Origin of the sequence: Avibacterium sp. 20-129 (genome assembly GCF_026226845.1) — a bacterium.
Classification (GTDB): Bacteria; Pseudomonadota; Gammaproteobacteria; order Enterobacterales; family Pasteurellaceae; genus Avibacterium.
Map to the genome: position 1 here is coordinate 1525001 of NZ_JAKKOE010000001.1, position 16598 is coordinate 1541598.

General features: G+C 39.7%; 13 protein-coding genes, 2 rRNA genes and 1 pseudogene (1 of these 16 cut by a window edge). 14 read left to right on the forward strand and 2 right to left on the reverse strand.

Annotation, left to right across the window (positions count from 1 at the left end):
- A 23S ribosomal RNA gene (locus L5B90_RS07290) occupies window positions 1-2308 on the forward strand (it extends 591 nt beyond the left edge of the window).
- A gap of 113 nt (window positions 2309-2421) precedes the next feature.
- A 5S ribosomal RNA gene (gene rrf / locus L5B90_RS07295) occupies window positions 2422-2537 on the forward strand.
- A gap of 267 nt (window positions 2538-2804) precedes the next feature.
- Here the strand turns inward: rrf and L5B90_RS07300 are convergent.
- A complete protein-coding gene (locus L5B90_RS07300) occupies window positions 2805-3563 on the reverse strand; it encodes a DeoR/GlpR family DNA-binding transcription regulator (RefSeq protein WP_250364608.1) in 759 nt (252 codons plus the stop codon).
- Window positions 3564-3735: 172 nt separating this feature from the next.
- Here L5B90_RS07300 and ltnD point away from each other — a divergent pair, with 172 nt between their 5' ends.
- From ltnD to L5B90_RS07355, 11 genes and pseudogenes are all read left to right on the forward strand, one after another.
- Complete coding sequence (gene ltnD / locus L5B90_RS07305; protein WP_265762497.1) at window positions 3736-4644, forward strand: L-threonate dehydrogenase; 909 nt, start codon at window positions 3736-3738, stop codon at window positions 4642-4644.
- Between the two features lies 1 nt (window position 4645).
- A complete protein-coding gene (otnK, locus tag L5B90_RS07310; protein ID WP_265762498.1) occupies window positions 4646-5887 on the forward strand; it encodes a 3-oxo-tetronate kinase in 1242 nt (413 codons plus the stop codon).
- Entirely contained in the window at window positions 5884-6516 is a 633-nt protein-coding gene (gene otnC, locus L5B90_RS07315; RefSeq protein WP_265762499.1) for a 3-oxo-tetronate 4-phosphate decarboxylase, read from the forward strand. Before otnK ends, otnC begins: the two co-directional genes overlap by 4 nt.
- 2 nt (window positions 6517-6518) lie before the next feature.
- Complete coding sequence (gene otnI, locus L5B90_RS07320; protein WP_265762500.1) at window positions 6519-7301, forward strand: 2-oxo-tetronate isomerase; 783 nt, start codon at window positions 6519-6521, stop codon at window positions 7299-7301.
- A gap of 107 nt (window positions 7302-7408) precedes the next feature.
- Entirely contained in the window at window positions 7409-8095 is a 687-nt protein-coding gene (locus L5B90_RS07325) for a cyclase family protein (RefSeq protein ID WP_265762501.1), read from the forward strand.
- A gap of 56 nt (window positions 8096-8151) precedes the next feature.
- Window positions 8152-8871 carry an MIP/aquaporin family protein gene (locus L5B90_RS07330; RefSeq protein WP_250351201.1) on the forward strand — a complete coding sequence of 240 codons (720 nt, stop codon included), beginning with the start codon at window positions 8152-8154 and terminating at the stop codon, window positions 8869-8871.
- 51 nt (window positions 8872-8922) lie between these two features.
- Window positions 8923-9870 (forward strand): D-erythronate dehydrogenase, encoded by a 948-nt coding sequence (denD, locus tag L5B90_RS07335; protein WP_265762502.1) that lies wholly within the window; start codon window positions 8923-8925, stop codon window positions 9868-9870.
- Between the two features lie 9 nt (window positions 9871-9879).
- Window positions 9880-11340: a GntT/GntP/DsdX family permease gene (locus L5B90_RS07340; RefSeq protein ID WP_265762503.1), complete on the forward strand. Its 1461-nt coding sequence runs from the start codon at window positions 9880-9882 to the stop codon at window positions 11338-11340.
- A gap of 86 nt (window positions 11341-11426) precedes the next feature.
- The gene (dcm, locus tag L5B90_RS07345; protein WP_265762504.1) at window positions 11427-12380 is read left to right on the forward strand and encodes a DNA (cytosine-5-)-methyltransferase; all 954 of its coding nucleotides are present in this window, start codon (window positions 11427-11429) and stop codon (window positions 12378-12380) included.
- A 1-nt stretch (window position 12381) separates the two neighbouring features.
- Window positions 12382-13497 carry a restriction endonuclease PLD domain-containing protein gene (locus L5B90_RS07350; RefSeq protein ID WP_265762505.1) on the forward strand — a complete coding sequence of 372 codons (1116 nt, stop codon included), beginning with the start codon at window positions 12382-12384 and terminating at the stop codon, window positions 13495-13497.
- Between the two features lie 2 nt (window positions 13498-13499).
- Window positions 13500-14670: pseudogene (locus tag L5B90_RS07355) on the forward strand (alpha/beta hydrolase); the annotation flags it as partial.
- A gap of 38 nt (window positions 14671-14708) precedes the next feature.
- Here L5B90_RS07355 and L5B90_RS07360 read toward each other — a convergent pair.
- Window positions 14709-15446 (reverse strand): 3-deoxy-D-manno-octulosonic acid kinase, encoded by a 738-nt coding sequence (locus tag L5B90_RS07360; RefSeq protein ID WP_265762506.1) that lies wholly within the window; start codon window positions 15444-15446, stop codon window positions 14709-14711.
- A gap of 93 nt (window positions 15447-15539) precedes the next feature.
- On the opposite strand from L5B90_RS07360, the gene L5B90_RS07365 reads away from it, so the two are divergent.
- A complete protein-coding gene (locus L5B90_RS07365) occupies window positions 15540-16586 on the forward strand; it encodes a glycosyltransferase family 9 protein (protein WP_250363776.1) in 1047 nt (348 codons plus the stop codon).
- The last annotated feature ends 12 nt before the right edge of the window (window positions 16587-16598 follow it).

A 16598-nucleotide genomic window follows, 5' to 3' on the forward strand; every position in this document is an offset into this window, starting at 1 on the left:
TTTTGTAGCGAGGTTAACTGAATAAGGGAGCCGAAGGGAAACCGAGTCTTAACTGGGCGGCTAGTTGCAAGGTATAGACCCGAAACCCGGTGATCTAGCCATGGGCAGGTTGAAGGTTGGGTAACACTAACTGGAGGACCGAACCGACTAATGTTGAAAAATTAGCGGATGACCTGTGGCTGGGGGTGAAAGGCCAATCAAACCGGGAGATAGCTGGTTCTCCCCGAAATCTATTTAGGTAGAGCCTTGTGTGAATACCTTTGGGGGTAGAGCACTGTTTCGGCTAGGGGCCCATCCCGGGTTACCAAACCGATGCAAACTCCGAATACCAAAGAGTACTGCACAGGAGACACACGGCGGGTGCTAACGTCCGTCGTGGAGAGGGAAACAACCCAGACCGCCAGCTAAGGTCCCAAAATCTATATTAAGTGGGAAACGAAGTGGGAAGGCTTAGACAGCTAGGATGTTGGCTTAGAAGCAGCCACCATTTAAAGAAAGCGTAATAGCTCACTAGTCGAGTCGGCCTGCGCGGAAGATGTAACGGGGCTAAAATATAGTACCGAAGCTGCGGCATCAATCGAAAGATTGTTGGGTAGGGGAGCGTTGTGTAAGCGGAAGAAGGTGAATCGAGAGGTTTGCTGGACGTATCACAAGTGCGAATGCTGACATAAGTAACGATAAAACGGGTGAAAAACCCGTTCGCCGGAAGACCAAGGGTTCCTGTCCAACGTTAATCGGGGCAGGGTGAGTCGGCCCCTAAGGCGAGGCTGAAAAGCGTAGTCGATGGGAAACGGGTTAATATTCCCGTACTTGGTAAAGCTGCGATGTGGGGACGGAGAAGGTTAGGTTAGCGTACTGTTGGAGATGTACGTTTAAGTTGGTAGGTGGGTAGACTAGGCAAATCCGGTCTACTGTCAACACAGAGAGATGATGACGAGGCTCTAAGGAGCTGAAGTAACTGATACCACACTTCCAGGAAAAGCCACTAAGCTTCAGGCTTTACTAAACCGTACTGAAAACCGACACAGGTGGTCAGGTAGAGAATACTCAGGCGCTTGAGAGAACTCGGGTGAAGGAACTAGGCAAAATAGCACCGTAACTTCGGGAGAAGGTGCGCTGGCGTAGTGTGAAGTTCTTTGCGAATGGAGCATGAACCAGTCGAAGATACCAGCTGGCTGCAACTGTTTATTAAAAACACAGCACTCTGCAAACACGAAAGTGGACGTATAGGGTGTGATGCCTGCCCGGTGCTGGAAGGTTAATTGATGGTGTAATCGAAAGAGAAGCTCCTGATCGAAGCCCCAGTAAACGGCGGCCGTAACTATAACGGTCCTAAGGTAGCGAAATTCCTTGTCGGGTAAGTTCCGACCTGCACGAATGGCATAATGATGGCCAGGCTGTCTCCACCCGAGACTCAGTGAAATTGAAATCGCCGTGAAGATGCGGTGTACCCGCGGCTAGACGGAAAGACCCCGTGAACCTTTACTATAGCTTGACACTGAACCTTGAATTTTGATGTGTAGGATAGGTGGGAGACTATGAAGCGGTAACGCCAGTTATCGTGGAGTCGTTGTTGAAATACCACCCTTTAACGTTTGATGTTCTAACGAAGCGCCTGAAACGGGTGTTCGGACAGTGTCTGGTGGGTAGTTTGACTGGGGCGGTCTCCTCCCAAAGCGTAACGGAGGAGCACGAAGGTTTGCTAATGACGGTCGGACATCGTCAGGTTAGTGCAATGGTATAAGCAAGCTTAACTGCGAGACAGACAAGTCGAGCAGGTGCGAAAGCAGGTCATAGTGATCCGGTGGTTCTGAATGGAAGGGCCATCGCTCAACGGATAAAAGGTACTCCGGGGATAACAGGCTGATACCGCCCAAGAGTTCATATCGACGGCGGTGTTTGGCACCTCGATGTCGGCTCATCACATCCTGGGGCTGAAGTAGGTCCCAAGGGTATGGCTGTTCGCCATTTAAAGTGGTACGCGAGCTGGGTTTAGAACGTCGTGAGACAGTTCGGTCCCTATCTGCCGTGGGCGTTGGAGAATTGAGAGGGGCTGCTCCTAGTACGAGAGGACCGGAGTGGACGCATCACTGGTGTACCAGTTGTCTCGCCAGAGGCACTGCTGGGTAGCTAAATGCGGAAGAGATAAGTGCTGAAAGCATCTAAGCACGAAACTTGCCTTAAGATGAGTTCTCCCCGACTTTAAGTTGGTAAGGGTTGTTTGAGACTAAGACGTAGATAGGCTGGGTGTGTAAGCGATGTGAGTCGTTGAGCTAACCAGTACTAATTGCCCGAGAGGCTTAACTATACAACACTCAAGGGTTTTGGCTTGTTTTTGATTGAAAGAGTAGAGATTTTAGAGCGTAAGGCTTTGAAGTCTGTAGATAAGAGAGATAAGCTTTAGATAAGCGAAAGAATTATCTTGGCGGCGTTAGTGCAGTGGACCCACCTAAATCCATGCCGAACTTAGAAGTGAAACGCTGTAACGCCGATGGTAGTGTGGGAGCTTCCCATGTGAGAGTAGGGCACCGCCAGGTTTTGAATGAAAGAAGAACGCCATTGAGGGAACTCAGTGGCGTTTTTTGTATTTAGAGGGGATAAAAGCAGATAAGTATCAGTGAGAATGAATAGGCTATAGTCATTTCAAATAAAAATAATATGGTTATTACTAGCCCCTTATGTATGTATTAGTTGTACGTAGCGGTCGCTGTCACCTTGTCTTATTTTCATTTTAAACGATTATAGAAAAAGGAAAATCACCTTATCTTCTATATCTCAAATAAATTATTGATTAAGGCATAGGATCACACTAATGCTAAATTAATTTTCATTTCTAGAATGGCTTTTTGTGCATTGTCTAATAAATCCTGATCGGAAATAATTCGATCAAATTCATTTAATGCACAAATATGAAAGGTTGCACTTTTTCCGTATTTAGACGAATCTGATACTAAAACTTTCCGTTGGCTAGATTGCAAAATCGCGCGCTTCACTGGCAGTTTGTTTTCATCTGGTGTAGTAAGCCCTTTTAAATTCCAAGAGGAGGTGGAAATAAAGGCAATATCAATAGCCAGTTGCCTTAAGAGTTGGGCTGCTAACTCACCCACTGAAGAATAATTAGATTTATTTACCGTTCCGCCGCAGTGTATCAACTCACATTGTCCATTTTTCATTAGAAAATCTGCGATAATAAAATCATTGGTAACCACCAAGAGATCTTCCCTATCAATAATTCGATGGGCGATTTCCAGCGTTGTCGTGCCGGCATCTAAATAGATTGTTGTATTTTGTGGAATGGATTGGGCGGCACAAATACCGATATTTTCTTTCTGTGATGTAGAGAGTAAAGATTTTGCATTATGAGTAAGTTCATCTGATAAATGTTCTAATAATTTTACACCACCAGAAACGGAAACCACACGCCCTTCTTGCTCTAGTTTTTGAATATCTCGGCGGATTGTCATATGGGATACGCCAAGTGCTTCGACTAATTGTGCGATACTAATAATATTATGCTGTCGAATAAGATTAAGCAGTTGTTTTTGTCGCTCTGCAGGAATCATCACATACTCCGAAAGGATTAATTTCCCCTATTATAAAGTCTTTCTCAGAAAAATCCTATTTAATGAATTAACAATATTTAACATTTAATGTTAAATATTGTGATCTTTGTCGCAGTTTTTTATTTCAGAATAGGTAAAATGACTTGCATCTTAATCATTATTGCAGAGGAGAATGGGAATGAAAAATTATTCAGTTGCAGTTATTGGCTTAGGTGCGATGGGAATGGGCGCAGCGAAATCTTGCGTGAATGCAGGGTTAAATACCTATGGTGTAGATCTCAACCCTGCCGCCTTAGAAACCTTAAAACAATATGGTGCGAAAGCGGTGAGTCAAAGTGCGGTGGATTTTTCACAGCAATTAGATGCTGTCATTTTATTGGTGGTCAATGCTACACAAGTGAATGCGGTATTATTTGGGGAAAATGGCTTAGCTCAGTATTTAAAACCAGGAACAGCAGTGATGGTCTCTTCTACTATTTCTGCACAAGATGCAAAAATAATTTCACAAAAATTAACAGAATTAGATTTGTTAATGCTAGATGCTCCAGTTTCTGGTGGTGCAGCAAAAGCAAGTGCAGGGGAAATGACTGTGATGGCATCAGGTTCAAAACAGGCTTTTGATAAATTGCAACCGGTGTTAGATGCCGTTGCCGGTAAGGTTTATAACATTGGTGAAGAAATTGGGTTAGGCGCAACGGTAAAAATTATTCATCAGCTTTTAGCGGGGGTATATATAGCCGCAGGTGCTGAAGCAATGGCGTTGGCTGCGAAAGCAGGTATTCCACTTGCATTGATGTACGATGTTGTGACCAATGCAGCAGGAAATTCGTGGATGTTTGAAAATCGAATGAAACACGTTGTAGAGGGGGATTACACACCACTTTCAATGGTTGATATTTTTGTTAAAGATTTGGGTTTAGTGAATGACACTGCGAAATCCCTCCATTTTCCACTTCATTTAGCGAGTACCGCTTATTCAATGTTTACCGAAGCGAGTAATGCAGGCTATGGTAAAGAAGATGATAGTGCGGTCATCAAAATTTTTAGTGGCATTACCTTGCCAAAAAAAGAGGAGAATTAAGATGTTAGGGGTGATTGCAGATGATTTTACTGGCGCGAGCGATATTGCCAGTTTCCTTGTTGAAAATGGGCTTCGCACCGTGCAAATGAATGGTGTACCAACACAACCTTTGCAAGACAGCGTTGATGCCATTGTGATTAGTTTGAAGTCTCGTTCCAATCCAGCTGAGGAAGCAATTCAACAATCGTTACACGCATTAGATTGGTTAAAACAAAATGGCTGCTCACAGTTTTATTTTAAATATTGTTCCACCTTTGATAGTACCGCAAAAGGGAACATCGGTCCGGTAACTGATGCTTTGTTGAATGCGTTAAATGATGATTTTACCGTGATCACGCCAGCATTGCCGATTAACGGTAGAACTATTTTCAATGGTTATCTGTTTGTAGGTGATGTGCTACTCAATGAATCGGGGATGCGGTATCACCCCATTACGCCAATGAAAGATGCCAATTTGTTACGTTTAATGGATGCCCAGGCACAAGGAAAAACAGGCTTAGTAGCTTATGCAGATGTGATTCAAGGCAGTGAACAGGTTAAAGCACGCTTTGCTGAATTAAAGCAACAAGGTTACCGCTATGCGGTGGTTGATGCGGTAGATAATCAACAACTTGCTGTGCTGGCAGAAGCTGTTGCTGAGTTCAAATTAGTAACAGGCGGTTCAGGATTAGGCACTTATATGGCGGCACGTTTAAGCGGAGGAAAGAAAGGAGAAAACGCATTTGTTCCACAAAAAGGAAAAACGGTGGTGTTATCTGGCTCTTGTTCTGTAATGACTAATCAACAAGTGGAAAATTATCAGAAAAAAGCACCGCACTTATTTCTTAATGTAGAACAGGCTATTCATCAGCCTGATTATGTAGATACCTTATATCAATGGACGATATCAAATTTGCAGTCGTCATTCGCACCTATGATTTACGCTACCGTGCCACCCGAGCAGTTAAAAGCCATTCAGCAGCAATTTGGTGCAGAACGTGCTAGCCACGCGATTGAACAAACCTTCGCACGTTTAGCTAAAAAATTCAAAAATGCAGGGGTGACCAATTTCATTACTGCTGGAGGCGAAACCTCAAGTATCGTGGTGCAACAACTTGGTTTTAGTGGCTTCCATATTGGTAAACAAATTGCTCCGGGTGTGCCTTGGCTAAAAGCGCTGGAAGAACCTATTTATCTTGCGTTGAAATCGGGTAATTTCGGCAAAGTGGATTTCTTTGAGTTAGCACAAGGAATGGCAGTATGACAGAACGAGAACAAAAAATTGAAATGGTAAATCTTGCCCGTTCGTTTTATGAACGAGGTTATAGTGTGGGTGGGGCTGGAAACTTATCTGTTCGTTTAGATGAAAATCGGATTTTAGTAACGCCAACAGGCTCTTCTTTAGGTCGATTAGATGTTGAAAAACTCTCTATTGTAGATATGCAAGGTAATTGGCTGGCTGGTGATAAACCTTCTAAAGAATATGTGTTTCATTTGGCGCTGTATCAGAACAATCCGCAATGTAATGCAGTTGTTCATCTTCATTCCACTTATTTAACCGCACTTTCTTGTTTGGAGGGATTAAATCCAACCAACGCAATGCGTGCCTTTACTCCCTATTATGTTATGCGAGTCGGTAAGCTACCTGTAATTCCTTATTATCGCCCCGGTGATGTAAATATTGCGCGTGAATTAGGGGAGCGAGCTTTATCAGGCAACGCTTTTTTGCTTGCTAATCACGGTGTTGTTGTGACGGGAACGAGCTTGGTTGATGCGGTGGATAACACGGAAGAATTAGAAGAGACCGCCAAACTGTTCTTTATCTTACAAGGACAAAATATCCGTTATCTCACTGATATGGAAGTAAAAGATTTAGAAAACAGAGGAAAATAATTATGCCGAAATTTGCAGCAAATCTTACAATGATGTTTAACGAAGTGCCATTTTTAGATCGTTTTGAAGCAGCAGCTAAAGCCGGTTTCAAATATGTAGAATATTTGTGGCCTTATGAATATCCAGCCATAGAATTAAAACAACGTTTAGATCAATTTGGCTTAAAACAAGTGTTATTTAACACGCAAGCAGGTGATGTTAGCCAAGGGGAATGGGGCATTGCAGCAATTCCAGGGCGAGAAAATGATGCACGCCGTGATATTGATTTAGCGTTGGAATATGCCCTTACCTTACATTGTCCGAATATTCACGTTATGGCAGCAGTTGTTCCTGAGGGGAAAGAACGTGAAGCGTATAAAGCGATATTTATTGAAAATGTACGCTATGCGGCGGATAAATTTAAGCCTTATGGCATTAAGGTACTACTTGAGGCACTTAGCCCGGAAGTCAAACCCAATTACTTACTGAAAAGCCAATACGATACGTTAGAAGTGGTTGAATTGGTTAATCGCGATAATGTGTTTGTTCAGTTAGATTATTTTCACGCACAAAATGTAGATGGCAATTTATCCCGCTTAACGGACAAACTGGCGGGTAAATTTGCACATATCCAAATTGCTTCTGTTCCCGATCGCGTTGAGCCTGATGAAGGAGAAATTAACTATCAATACCTCTTTGATAAGTTAGATGCGATGGGTTATGAAGGCTATATCGGGTGTGAATATAAACCAAGAGCAAACACAGAAGAAGGGCTAGGCTGGTTTATTCCTTATCGCCATAACTAGTTAGTACATCAGATTTTCATTCTCTTATTAGATTTATTTTCGTACTGGTGAAAGCCAGTGCGTTGGGTGCTTTCATCTTGTCATTTAGCCAATATAAGGAGACAACTATGTTTATGTATTTATCTCACCCTCTTGATCCGAAAGACGTCGCTTGGCCAGGAGAACCTGTCGTAAAAGTAACAAGATGTACAGATGTTACGGAAGACTGTCCATTTAGTAGTTTTATTAGTGAAATACCGAATCATTGTGGCACACATATGGATGCCCCACGTCATTTTGTAAAGGATGGGTTGAGCATTAATGAATTACCGATAGATTATTTTTGCCACAAAAAAGTCGCATTAATTGAAATACCCAAAGGAGAGGCAGAAGGGATCACTAAAGAAGATCTAGAACCTTATGCTGAGATGCTATCTCAAGTCTCTTTTGCTTTTTTACGTACAGGATTTGAAAAATATCGTACAGAAAATCCCGCACTTTATCAAAATGAAGGCCCTTATATTGCCACCAGCGCAGGAAAATATTTATCTGATACTTTTCCAAATTTGAAAGGTGTTGGTATTGATTTCCTCGCCTTAGGTTCACCATCATCACGCATACCAGACAGTGAAAATCCGAAACATTGCCATCAAGCCATTTTAGGCTATCACACCGGACGTTTTACTACGGTGATTGAAGATATGCACCTAGCTGAGCTACCACATAATGCGAAGATTGTGCAGTTTATTAATGCACCCTTGCGTATTACGGGGCTTGATTCTAGCCAAGTAACTTGCATTGTTGAGTTGGAATAATCGGTGAATAGATGTGCTGTAAGGTGCATCTATTTTTCTTGCAGAAGGAGGTCATTATGGAAAATTTGAACCTTTACCTTGGTGAATTGGTAGGAACGGCCTTTTTTATGGTATTAGGGTTAGGCGTTTGCGCCAATATTTCCTTAAAAAAATCAGGAATGTACGGTAGTGGTGGTATTGTCGCCGCTTGTGGTTGGGGACTAGCGATGGTTTCTATTGCTGTTATCTTTGGGCCGCTAACTGGGGCGCACGTTAATCCTGCCGTTACCATTGGCTTTTGGGCAGTAGGGCGTTTCCCTGCATCTTTAGTCGCAGGATATATTCTCGCTCAGTGCATTGGTGCTTTTATTGGTGCGGTAATAATTTGGCTGTTATTTAAAGATCATTTAGATGAAGAAGATAATGAAAATAGCAAATTAGGTGTGTTTGCAACCATTGCATCTAACCAAAATAATTGGCGTAACTGTCTGTCTGAAGCCGTTGCCACCTTCTCATTATTATTCATCTTATTTGCCTTAGGACATCAAATTCCAGCTAATGGTATGGCAATGTTTTTTGTCTTTGCTGCGGTAGCAGGGGGCGTAATGTCTTTTGGCGGTCTGACAGGGTATGCAATTAATCCAGCAAGAGATTTTATGCCGCGATTAGTGCATTACTGCTTACCTATTAAAAATAAAGGGCGTTCGCATTTTGACTATGCTTGGGTGCCTATTGTTGGCCCCATAATCGGCGCCTGTTTAGCCGCTTTATTATACCGAGCATTATTTGCCTCTTAATTTATTCGTCGCAATTGAATATGTATCCACTTCTCATAAAAGGAGCGCACAATGAAAATCGTCATTACTGGCGGGCAAGGATTCCTTGGACAACGCTTAGCAAAAGCCTTACTCACACAAACCAGACTTCCTATTGAAGAACTGGTATTAATTGATCTCGTCAAACCTATTGCGCCAAATAATGATTCAAGAGTACGTTGTATCGAAATGGATCTACGTCAACCGCAGGGGCTAGAGGAAATCATTACCACAAAAACCACCGCACTTTTTCATTTGGCGGCTATTGTGAGTAGCCACGCAGAACAAGATCCTGATTTAGGTTATGAAATTAACTTTCTTGCTACTCGTCATTTATTAGAAGTATGTCGGAGAACTAACCCTAATATTCGTTTTATTTTCTCCAGTTCTTTAGCAGTATTTGGTGGTGAATTACCTACGGTGATTACTGATAGTACAGCCGTAACACCACAATCTACTTATGGTTCACAAAAGGCAATGTGTGAGCTATTGATTAATGATTATAGCCGTAAAGGCTTTGTCGATGGTTTAGTAGTACGTTTACCCACCATTTGTATTCGTCCGGGTAAACCGAATAAAGCGGCATCTTCATTTGTAAGTAGCATAATGCGTGAACCGTTACATAGCGAAGAGAGTATTTGTCCCGTTTCAGACGATCTCGGTTTATGGCTCTCTAGCCCTAATACTGTCGTGGATAACTTCATTCATTGTTTACAATTAGCCAAATTACCAGAACGGAATTGGCATATTGTGAATTTACCCGGCTTTAGCATTTCAGTGAAAGAAATGTTAGCTAATCTTGCGGAAATAAAAGGTCAAGACATTTTACAGTATGTTAAATACCAATTTGATCCACAAATCAATGACATTGTAGCAAGTTGGCCTGCGCACATTGATAACCATAAAGCGTTGGCATTAGGTTTTAAAGCAGATAAGGATTTTAAATCCGTCATTCATCAATTCATTCAATACGATATGTAAGGAGACAATATGTTTGGTTTACCTACGCCAATCATTGGCTTAATTATCGCTGTTTTTGTACTGGTTTATTTAGTTCTGAAAACCCGTGTTCACGCCTTTATTGCGATGTTAATTGCGTCCTCCATTGCTGGATTAATTGGTGGAATGACGGCTCAAGAAACCTTAGGGGCGATTTCCAAAGGATTTGGTGGCACCTTAGGGGGAATCGGAATTGTGATCGGTTTAGGCGTAATGATGGGAAGCATCTTAGAAGTATCGGGTGCGGCCGAAAAAATGGCATATAGTTTTATCAAAATACTTGGGAAGAAAAAGGAAGAATGGGCATTAGCGATCACCGGTTATATTGTGAGTATCCCCATTTTTGTAGATTCTGCCTTTGTGATTTTATACCCCGTAGCAAAAGCTTTAGCTAAAAATGGTAAACGTTCTCTACTGACACTCGGCGTTGCACTTGCAGGAGGACTAGTGGTCACGCACCATACTGTGCCGCCAACACCAGGTCCTTTAGGCGTTGCTGGGCTATTTAATGTGGATATTGGGGCAATGTTATTGGTTGGTATGTCAATGGCCGCATTTCCGGTTATTGGTATCGTTCTCTATGCAAAATGGCTTGATAAAAAATATCCTGACTTTAATCAACAGGTTTTCACTCAAGAAGAACTTAAACAAAAATATGATGACTACATTGAAAGTCGTGAAAAGAAAAATTTACCAAGTTTAGGGCTTTCTTTACTGCCAATTTTATTACCTATCGTGTTAATTTTTATTAAAGCGATTTTAGATTTAATTGCTAAAAGCGCTCCAGAATTATCACATAACGTAATTTATCAAACCTTTGTCTTCCTTGGGCATCCAATCATCGCTCTGGCAATTAGTGTATTAATTTCTGTTTATGCACTCTTGCCAAATGTAGATAAAAATACCACCGCACTTCATTTAGAAGAAGGGGTAAAAACGGCAGGGATTATCTTATTAGTAACAGGTGCCGGTGGTGCATTAGGTGCGGTATTACGCGAAAGTGGCGCAGGGGCTGAGTTAGCCAAACAAGTAGCAGCTTTACCTATTTCCCCTATCTTAATTCCTTTTATTGTTTCAACACTTGTTCGCTTTATTCAAGGTTCTGGCACCGTGGCGATGATTACCGCTGCCTCTATCTCAGCACCGATTTTAGCGCAAATTCCGGGGGTGAATATGTTACTTGCTGCACAAGCTGCCACAATGGGATCACTTTTCTTCGGTTATTTCAACGACAGTTTATTCTGGGTAGTAAACCGTATGATGGGCATTAGCGATGTGAAAAAACAAATGATTGTTTGGTCTGTTCCAACCACAATCGCTTGGGCTATTGGCGGTTCTATGGTGATTTTCGCTAACCTAATTTGGGGTAATGACGGTTCATTATTTGACTTAATTTTACCTTTAGGTGTGCTTGGTTTTATTATGTTGTATAAAAATCATACCTCAAATTAGTATTTTTCTTGCTTTATCCAGTATTTATTACTGGATAATTTTGCTATAATCTATAAAATTTTTTATTTCAAGAAAATATTGATAATATGAACAAGAAATTTACCTTTATTGATTTATTTGCCGGAGTTGGAGGTTTTCATTTTGCACTTAAAGAACTTGGTGGTGAATGTGTATTTGCAAGTGAATGGGATGAAAATGCTCAAAAAACTTATGAGGCAAACCATGGAATAAAACCTTTTGGTGATATTACTAAACCCGAAGTAAAAGCTCAGATTCCTGAAGATTTTGATATCCTTTGCGCAGGTTTTCCTTGTCAAGCTTTTTCTATCGCTGGTTATCAAAAAGGATTTTCTGATAGTCGTGGTACTCTATTTTTTGATATAGAGCAAATTATTGCTAAGCATCGCCCTAAAATTGTTTTCTTAGAAAATGTGAAGAATCTTATTTCTCATGATAAGGGTAATACATTTAAAGTCATTTTAGATACATTAGAAAATAAATTAAATTATCAAGTTTTCTATAAAGTAATGAATAGTTGTGAATATGCCAATATTCCTCAAAATAGAGAGCGTATTTTTATTGTGGCTTTTAATAAAATAAGTAATTTAGATTATTCTCAATTTACATTCCCTGAAAAAATAACCTTAACAAGAACAATTCACGATATTCTTGAACAAGAAAGACAAGATGAAAGCTATTACTACGATAAATCAAAATATATTTCTCAATTAAAAGAGGAAATGAAATCAAAAGATACGCTTTATCAATGGCGTAGGATTTATGTTCGTGAAAATAAGAATGGTATTTGCCCAACATTGACTGCGAATATGGGAACTGGAGGGCATAATGTACCATTAAGGATTGATAATTTTGGTATTAGAAAATTAACACCCAAAGAATGTTTTGCATTTCAAGGCTATGATATGAATAACTTTATTATGCCAAATATTGCAAAAAGTAAGCTTTATATGCAAGCAGGAAATAGCGTAACTATGCCTCTAGTTAAGCGTGTAGCTGAAAAATTTTTACAGGTTCTTTAAAATGTTATATTTAAAGATAAATTCTGAATACATAGAATTATTAAAGATGATATCTTCATTATCAGGGTTATTTTCTGATAGCAATGTGCCTTATTTATATTATAGAAATGCGGAAAATCTATTCTGTTATGCTTTAAAAGCTAAAAATTTAAGTAGAGATGATACTGCTTTTGATGCATTGCTTGATATAAATGGTAAAAATATTGGTGTTGGATTAAAAACATTTATATGTACTGGAAATTCTAGCTCTGAAAAAATTGCTGAGTTTAATCAGCTTTCATCAAGCTTTAATAGTAAAGATCTTGAAGAGCTAGCAAGAATGATTGCAACTGCTAGAAATGAAAGAATTTTATTTGCTCGACGAATGTATAATGTTGATGATGCTATTTATCATCTCGTATCAAGAAAAGAGAATGAACTTAGAATTTTTGAAGAAAATTATGATTTAATAAATTTAGAGAAAATTAAGTTAGGAAGATGTACTAAAAGTAGCTTAATATTTCAAGATGATAAAAATAATTATATCTATAACTACTCTAAAAGTACTTTGTTTAAAAAGTTTATCGTTCCTGAAAATTATCATAGCATTCCAATAAAAATTATTTCCGAACCTTATCAATTGTTATTAAATCTAAAATCTATTATAGAGAAAGAACATAAAATGCAATCTTATCAATATGAACAAATTGTATTGCCACTTTACTCAACTAGAAATAATGATGTCCCTAAACATAGTGGATTAAATCAGTGGAATGCAAATGGTCGAAAACGTAATGCTGATGAAGTTTATATTCCTGTTCCCTCATTTATCAGGGATGACTATCCTGATTTTTTTCCACCAAGAGATCAATCTTTTGATTTAAAAACTCCTGATGGAAAACTTCTTAACGCTAAAATCTGTCAAGAGAATGGTAAAGCATTAATGACTAATCCTAATTCTGCTCTTGCTGATTGGCTTCTTCGTCAATTATTGAATTTAGAAGAAGGTGAGTTAGCAACAATGCACAGATTACAACTAATGGATTGTGATAGTGTGATTATCACAAAAATTAGTGATACAGAATATAGAATAGATAAAGCAAAATTTGGTGCCTATAGGGAATTTAGTAGCCAATAAATTTTTCCTTACCTGAAAATGCAACCTTGCAATGGGATCATACCTATGGCTCATTCGATGAGGGAACGGCAAGACGTGCTGCATTGGTTGATGGCACGCATCTTGGTGTAATGATTGCTAAACAAAGTAATAAAGAAGCAATCTTATGGTTTCATCAAGCCTTGCAAAATGGGGTAAAAGATCAAGATTGGCTTGATCCTGATGATCAAACCTATTGGTACAAAGAGTTCTCAGGTTTGATCGCATTATTCAGTGCCATTCTTTCTGCGCTATTTTTAATAAATGGATTATTAAAACGTCCGTATTTTTCTGCCATCACTCAGCAAATTTCGGAGAAAACTACACTATCTACTAGAAAATGGTGGATCTTTGCTGGCATTAATATTGCACTCACAATGTTACTTTATCCTATTTTTACTCAATGGGGCGGTGCCAATGAACCTATTGCTGCAACACTTGAGTTTATGCCCCTTGAAATGGGAAATGGTATTATTAGCTGGCTTTTAGTCAGTGCGGTAATAAATTTGCTCTTTTTTATATTATGGAAAAAAGCCAATCCAACCGTTTCATTACAAGAATTTGGCGTTCTTAATCACGCAAGTATCGGTTTGAAATCATTGGTGCTACGCTCGTTATTGTTAAGCACCATTGCCGTAGGTTACCTTTATATTTTAACTTGTTTTTTTACACGCTTGGTTAGGTGTAGAATTGCGTTTCCTATGGCCACTGTTAAAGCCACTCACCATTGAACGAGCAGAATTGTTTTTGATTTATTGGTTACCTATTTTATTCTTTTTCTTCGTTTTCAATGGGTTGATCATTGGCGTGCAAATGAAACAACCATTACAGAAAACATTTTCTGCGACATTAATGATGTGGTCGATAAAAACGCTTATCTTTGCTGTCAGTGGCTTAGTTATTTTATGGCTATTCCACTTCATTCCTGATTTTATGCAAATCGGACCGGGATTTGATCTCATTGGGTTACCACAATTTGGTGGGCGCTGGATGATGATGCTTGCTGTGATTATCCCACAATTTATTGTATTCATTGTGATCAATCATTGGTGTTATCTCAAAACAGGATATATTTATCTAGGCGTGTTTTTTACTTCAATGCTAATGGCCTGGATTTTAGTTGGCGGACAAGTTATTGGACGGTTTTTGGCTTAGTAAAATTTAATCAGTAGGCAAGGGGCTGTTGCCCCTTTTTAGATCTTATTCTCATTATAACTTTGTAAAACAATATGCCAGTTTTTCTCATTAAAGAAAATGTTTCGTTTATTTACCTCTTTATTAAAAGAGCGGTGTAATCTGGCGAGATTTTTGGCTTTCCAACTATTCCCCGATTTTTCTGTGCATTTGTCGAAATCTAATAGCCAATATTTTTGTTCTGGCGTGGCGAAATGTTGTACTAGAATATTATGGGCGTTGAGGTCGGTGTGGCAAATTTGTCGGTCGTGTAATTGGCGGATTAATTGCCCGATTTGTTGCCAACTTTCAGCAGGCAAACTATGGTGTTGTAACAGTGCGGTGAGATCTTGTGCATTTTCGATTTTTTCACTGAGCAAATCCGCTTGATAGCAAATACCTGTTTTGCCTTTGATAATTCTTGCGCCAATCGGTTTTGGCACGGGTAACCCCTCTTGATGTAATTTATTTAACAGATGAAATTCAGCGAAACTACGCGTGTGCTGAAGCTCGCTGAACCAATAGCGATCTTTATTTAGTCTGCCTAATAAACCACCGCGATAATAATGACGTAAAGCCCCATTCACGCCAAACAGATCGGCGCTTTTTACGAACCAAGTGATACCCCGCCCTTTGGCCGAACCAAGAATACGCTGTTGTTGCTGCCAAAATTGCGGTTCAAAATAGAGGCTTGGCTCCGCAGGTTGTGTTTCCAGATTAAAAATAAAATATTGGTTTTGCTGTTGCAGTTCAAGCATATTGGGTTGATTTCTTATAGAATAGATGAATGAAAACATTCTACTGAAAATAAAAAAGAATGCTATATTAAACAGAAAAACGAAGGTAAATCTATGGCACTTTTTTCCTCGCCCCCAAAATCCATTTGTATTTTACGCCTTTCCGCCATTGGTGATGTATGCAATGCCTTGTCGGCAGTGCAACAAATTCAACGTTATTGGGAAAATACCCAAATTACTTGGATTGTTGGCAAAACAGAAAGTCAGTTATTGCAAAATGTGAAAGGTATTCGCTTTATTCCTTATGACAAAAAAACTGGCTGGAAAGGCATTTGGGCGTTATGGAAAACATTGCGTAATGAACATTTTGATGTGCTATTGAATATGCAAACCGCATTGCGTGCTTCAATGATCTCCTTAGGTATTAAAGCCACTTATAAAGTTGGATTTAGTCAAAATCGTGCGCGAGAAGGGCAATGGCTATTTACCAATCGTAAAATTAATGAGCCGAATAATCCGCACGTTCTAGCAGGATTTTGGGCCTTTGTGGATTATTTGGGCTTGCCTGTGGATAATCCGAAATGGGATTTAGGGATTGGGGAAAAAGAACGCTCTGCGGTTCGACAATTTATTGATCCAACAAGAAAAAATCTACTCATTTCTCCTTGTTCAAGTAAATTGGAAAAAGATTGGTTGGCCGAACGCTATGCTGAAATTGCCAATATTGCACACAGTCAAAATATCAATGTGATTTTATGTGGATCAACAGCATTTAGAGAGCAAGCAATGATTGAAAAAATCATCGCATTGTGTGATTTTCAACCAGTAAATGCGAGCGGAAAAACCTCATTAGTGGAATTGGCCGCACTGATTGGAATGGTTGATTTGCTGATCGCACCTGATAGTGGCCCCGCCCATATTGCGACTGCACAGGGTACGCCAGTTATTGGCTTGTATGCTTATCATAATCCCTTGCGAACAGGGCCTTATTATAATTTATCAGAAGTAGTTTCCGTGTATGAACAAAATGCTCAGCAAGAATTCGGCAAACCTTCCCATCAGTTACCTTGGGCAACCAAACTGAAAGGCAAGCAGTTAATGACACAAATTTCTGTGGCAGAGGTGTTAGAGAAAATGCGACAGATTGGCTTTGTGAAATAAAACTGTTAAAAA

What these genes read in the sequence shown, in the direction of transcription:
- L5B90_RS07300 (WP_250364608.1), bottom strand. Translation starts at nt 3,563, where the DNA reads ATGATTCCTGCAGAGCGACAAAAACAACTGCTTAATCTTATTCGACAG.
- ltnD (WP_265762497.1), top strand. Translation starts at nt 3,736, where the DNA reads ATGGGAATGAAAAATTATTCAGTTGCAGTTATTGGCTTAGGTGCGATG.
- otnK (WP_265762498.1), top strand. Translation starts at nt 4,646, where the DNA reads ATGTTAGGGGTGATTGCAGATGATTTTACTGGCGCGAGCGATATTGCC.
- otnC (WP_265762499.1), top strand. Translation starts at nt 5,884, where the DNA reads ATGACAGAACGAGAACAAAAAATTGAAATGGTAAATCTTGCCCGTTCG.
- otnI (WP_265762500.1), top strand. Translation starts at nt 6,519, where the DNA reads ATGCCGAAATTTGCAGCAAATCTTACAATGATGTTTAACGAAGTGCCA.
- L5B90_RS07325 (WP_265762501.1), top strand. Translation starts at nt 7,409, where the DNA reads ATGTTTATGTATTTATCTCACCCTCTTGATCCGAAAGACGTCGCTTGG.
- L5B90_RS07330 (WP_250351201.1), top strand. Translation starts at nt 8,152, where the DNA reads ATGGAAAATTTGAACCTTTACCTTGGTGAATTGGTAGGAACGGCCTTT.
- denD (WP_265762502.1), top strand. Translation starts at nt 8,923, where the DNA reads ATGAAAATCGTCATTACTGGCGGGCAAGGATTCCTTGGACAACGCTTA.
- L5B90_RS07340 (WP_265762503.1), top strand. Translation starts at nt 9,880, where the DNA reads ATGTTTGGTTTACCTACGCCAATCATTGGCTTAATTATCGCTGTTTTT.
- dcm (WP_265762504.1), top strand. Translation starts at nt 11,427, where the DNA reads ATGAACAAGAAATTTACCTTTATTGATTTATTTGCCGGAGTTGGAGGT.
- L5B90_RS07350 (WP_265762505.1), top strand. Translation starts at nt 12,382, where the DNA reads ATGTTATATTTAAAGATAAATTCTGAATACATAGAATTATTAAAGATG.
- L5B90_RS07360 (WP_265762506.1), bottom strand. Translation starts at nt 15,446, where the DNA reads ATGCTTGAACTGCAACAGCAAAACCAATATTTTATTTTTAATCTGGAA.
- L5B90_RS07365 (WP_250363776.1), top strand. Translation starts at nt 15,540, where the DNA reads ATGGCACTTTTTTCCTCGCCCCCAAAATCCATTTGTATTTTACGCCTT.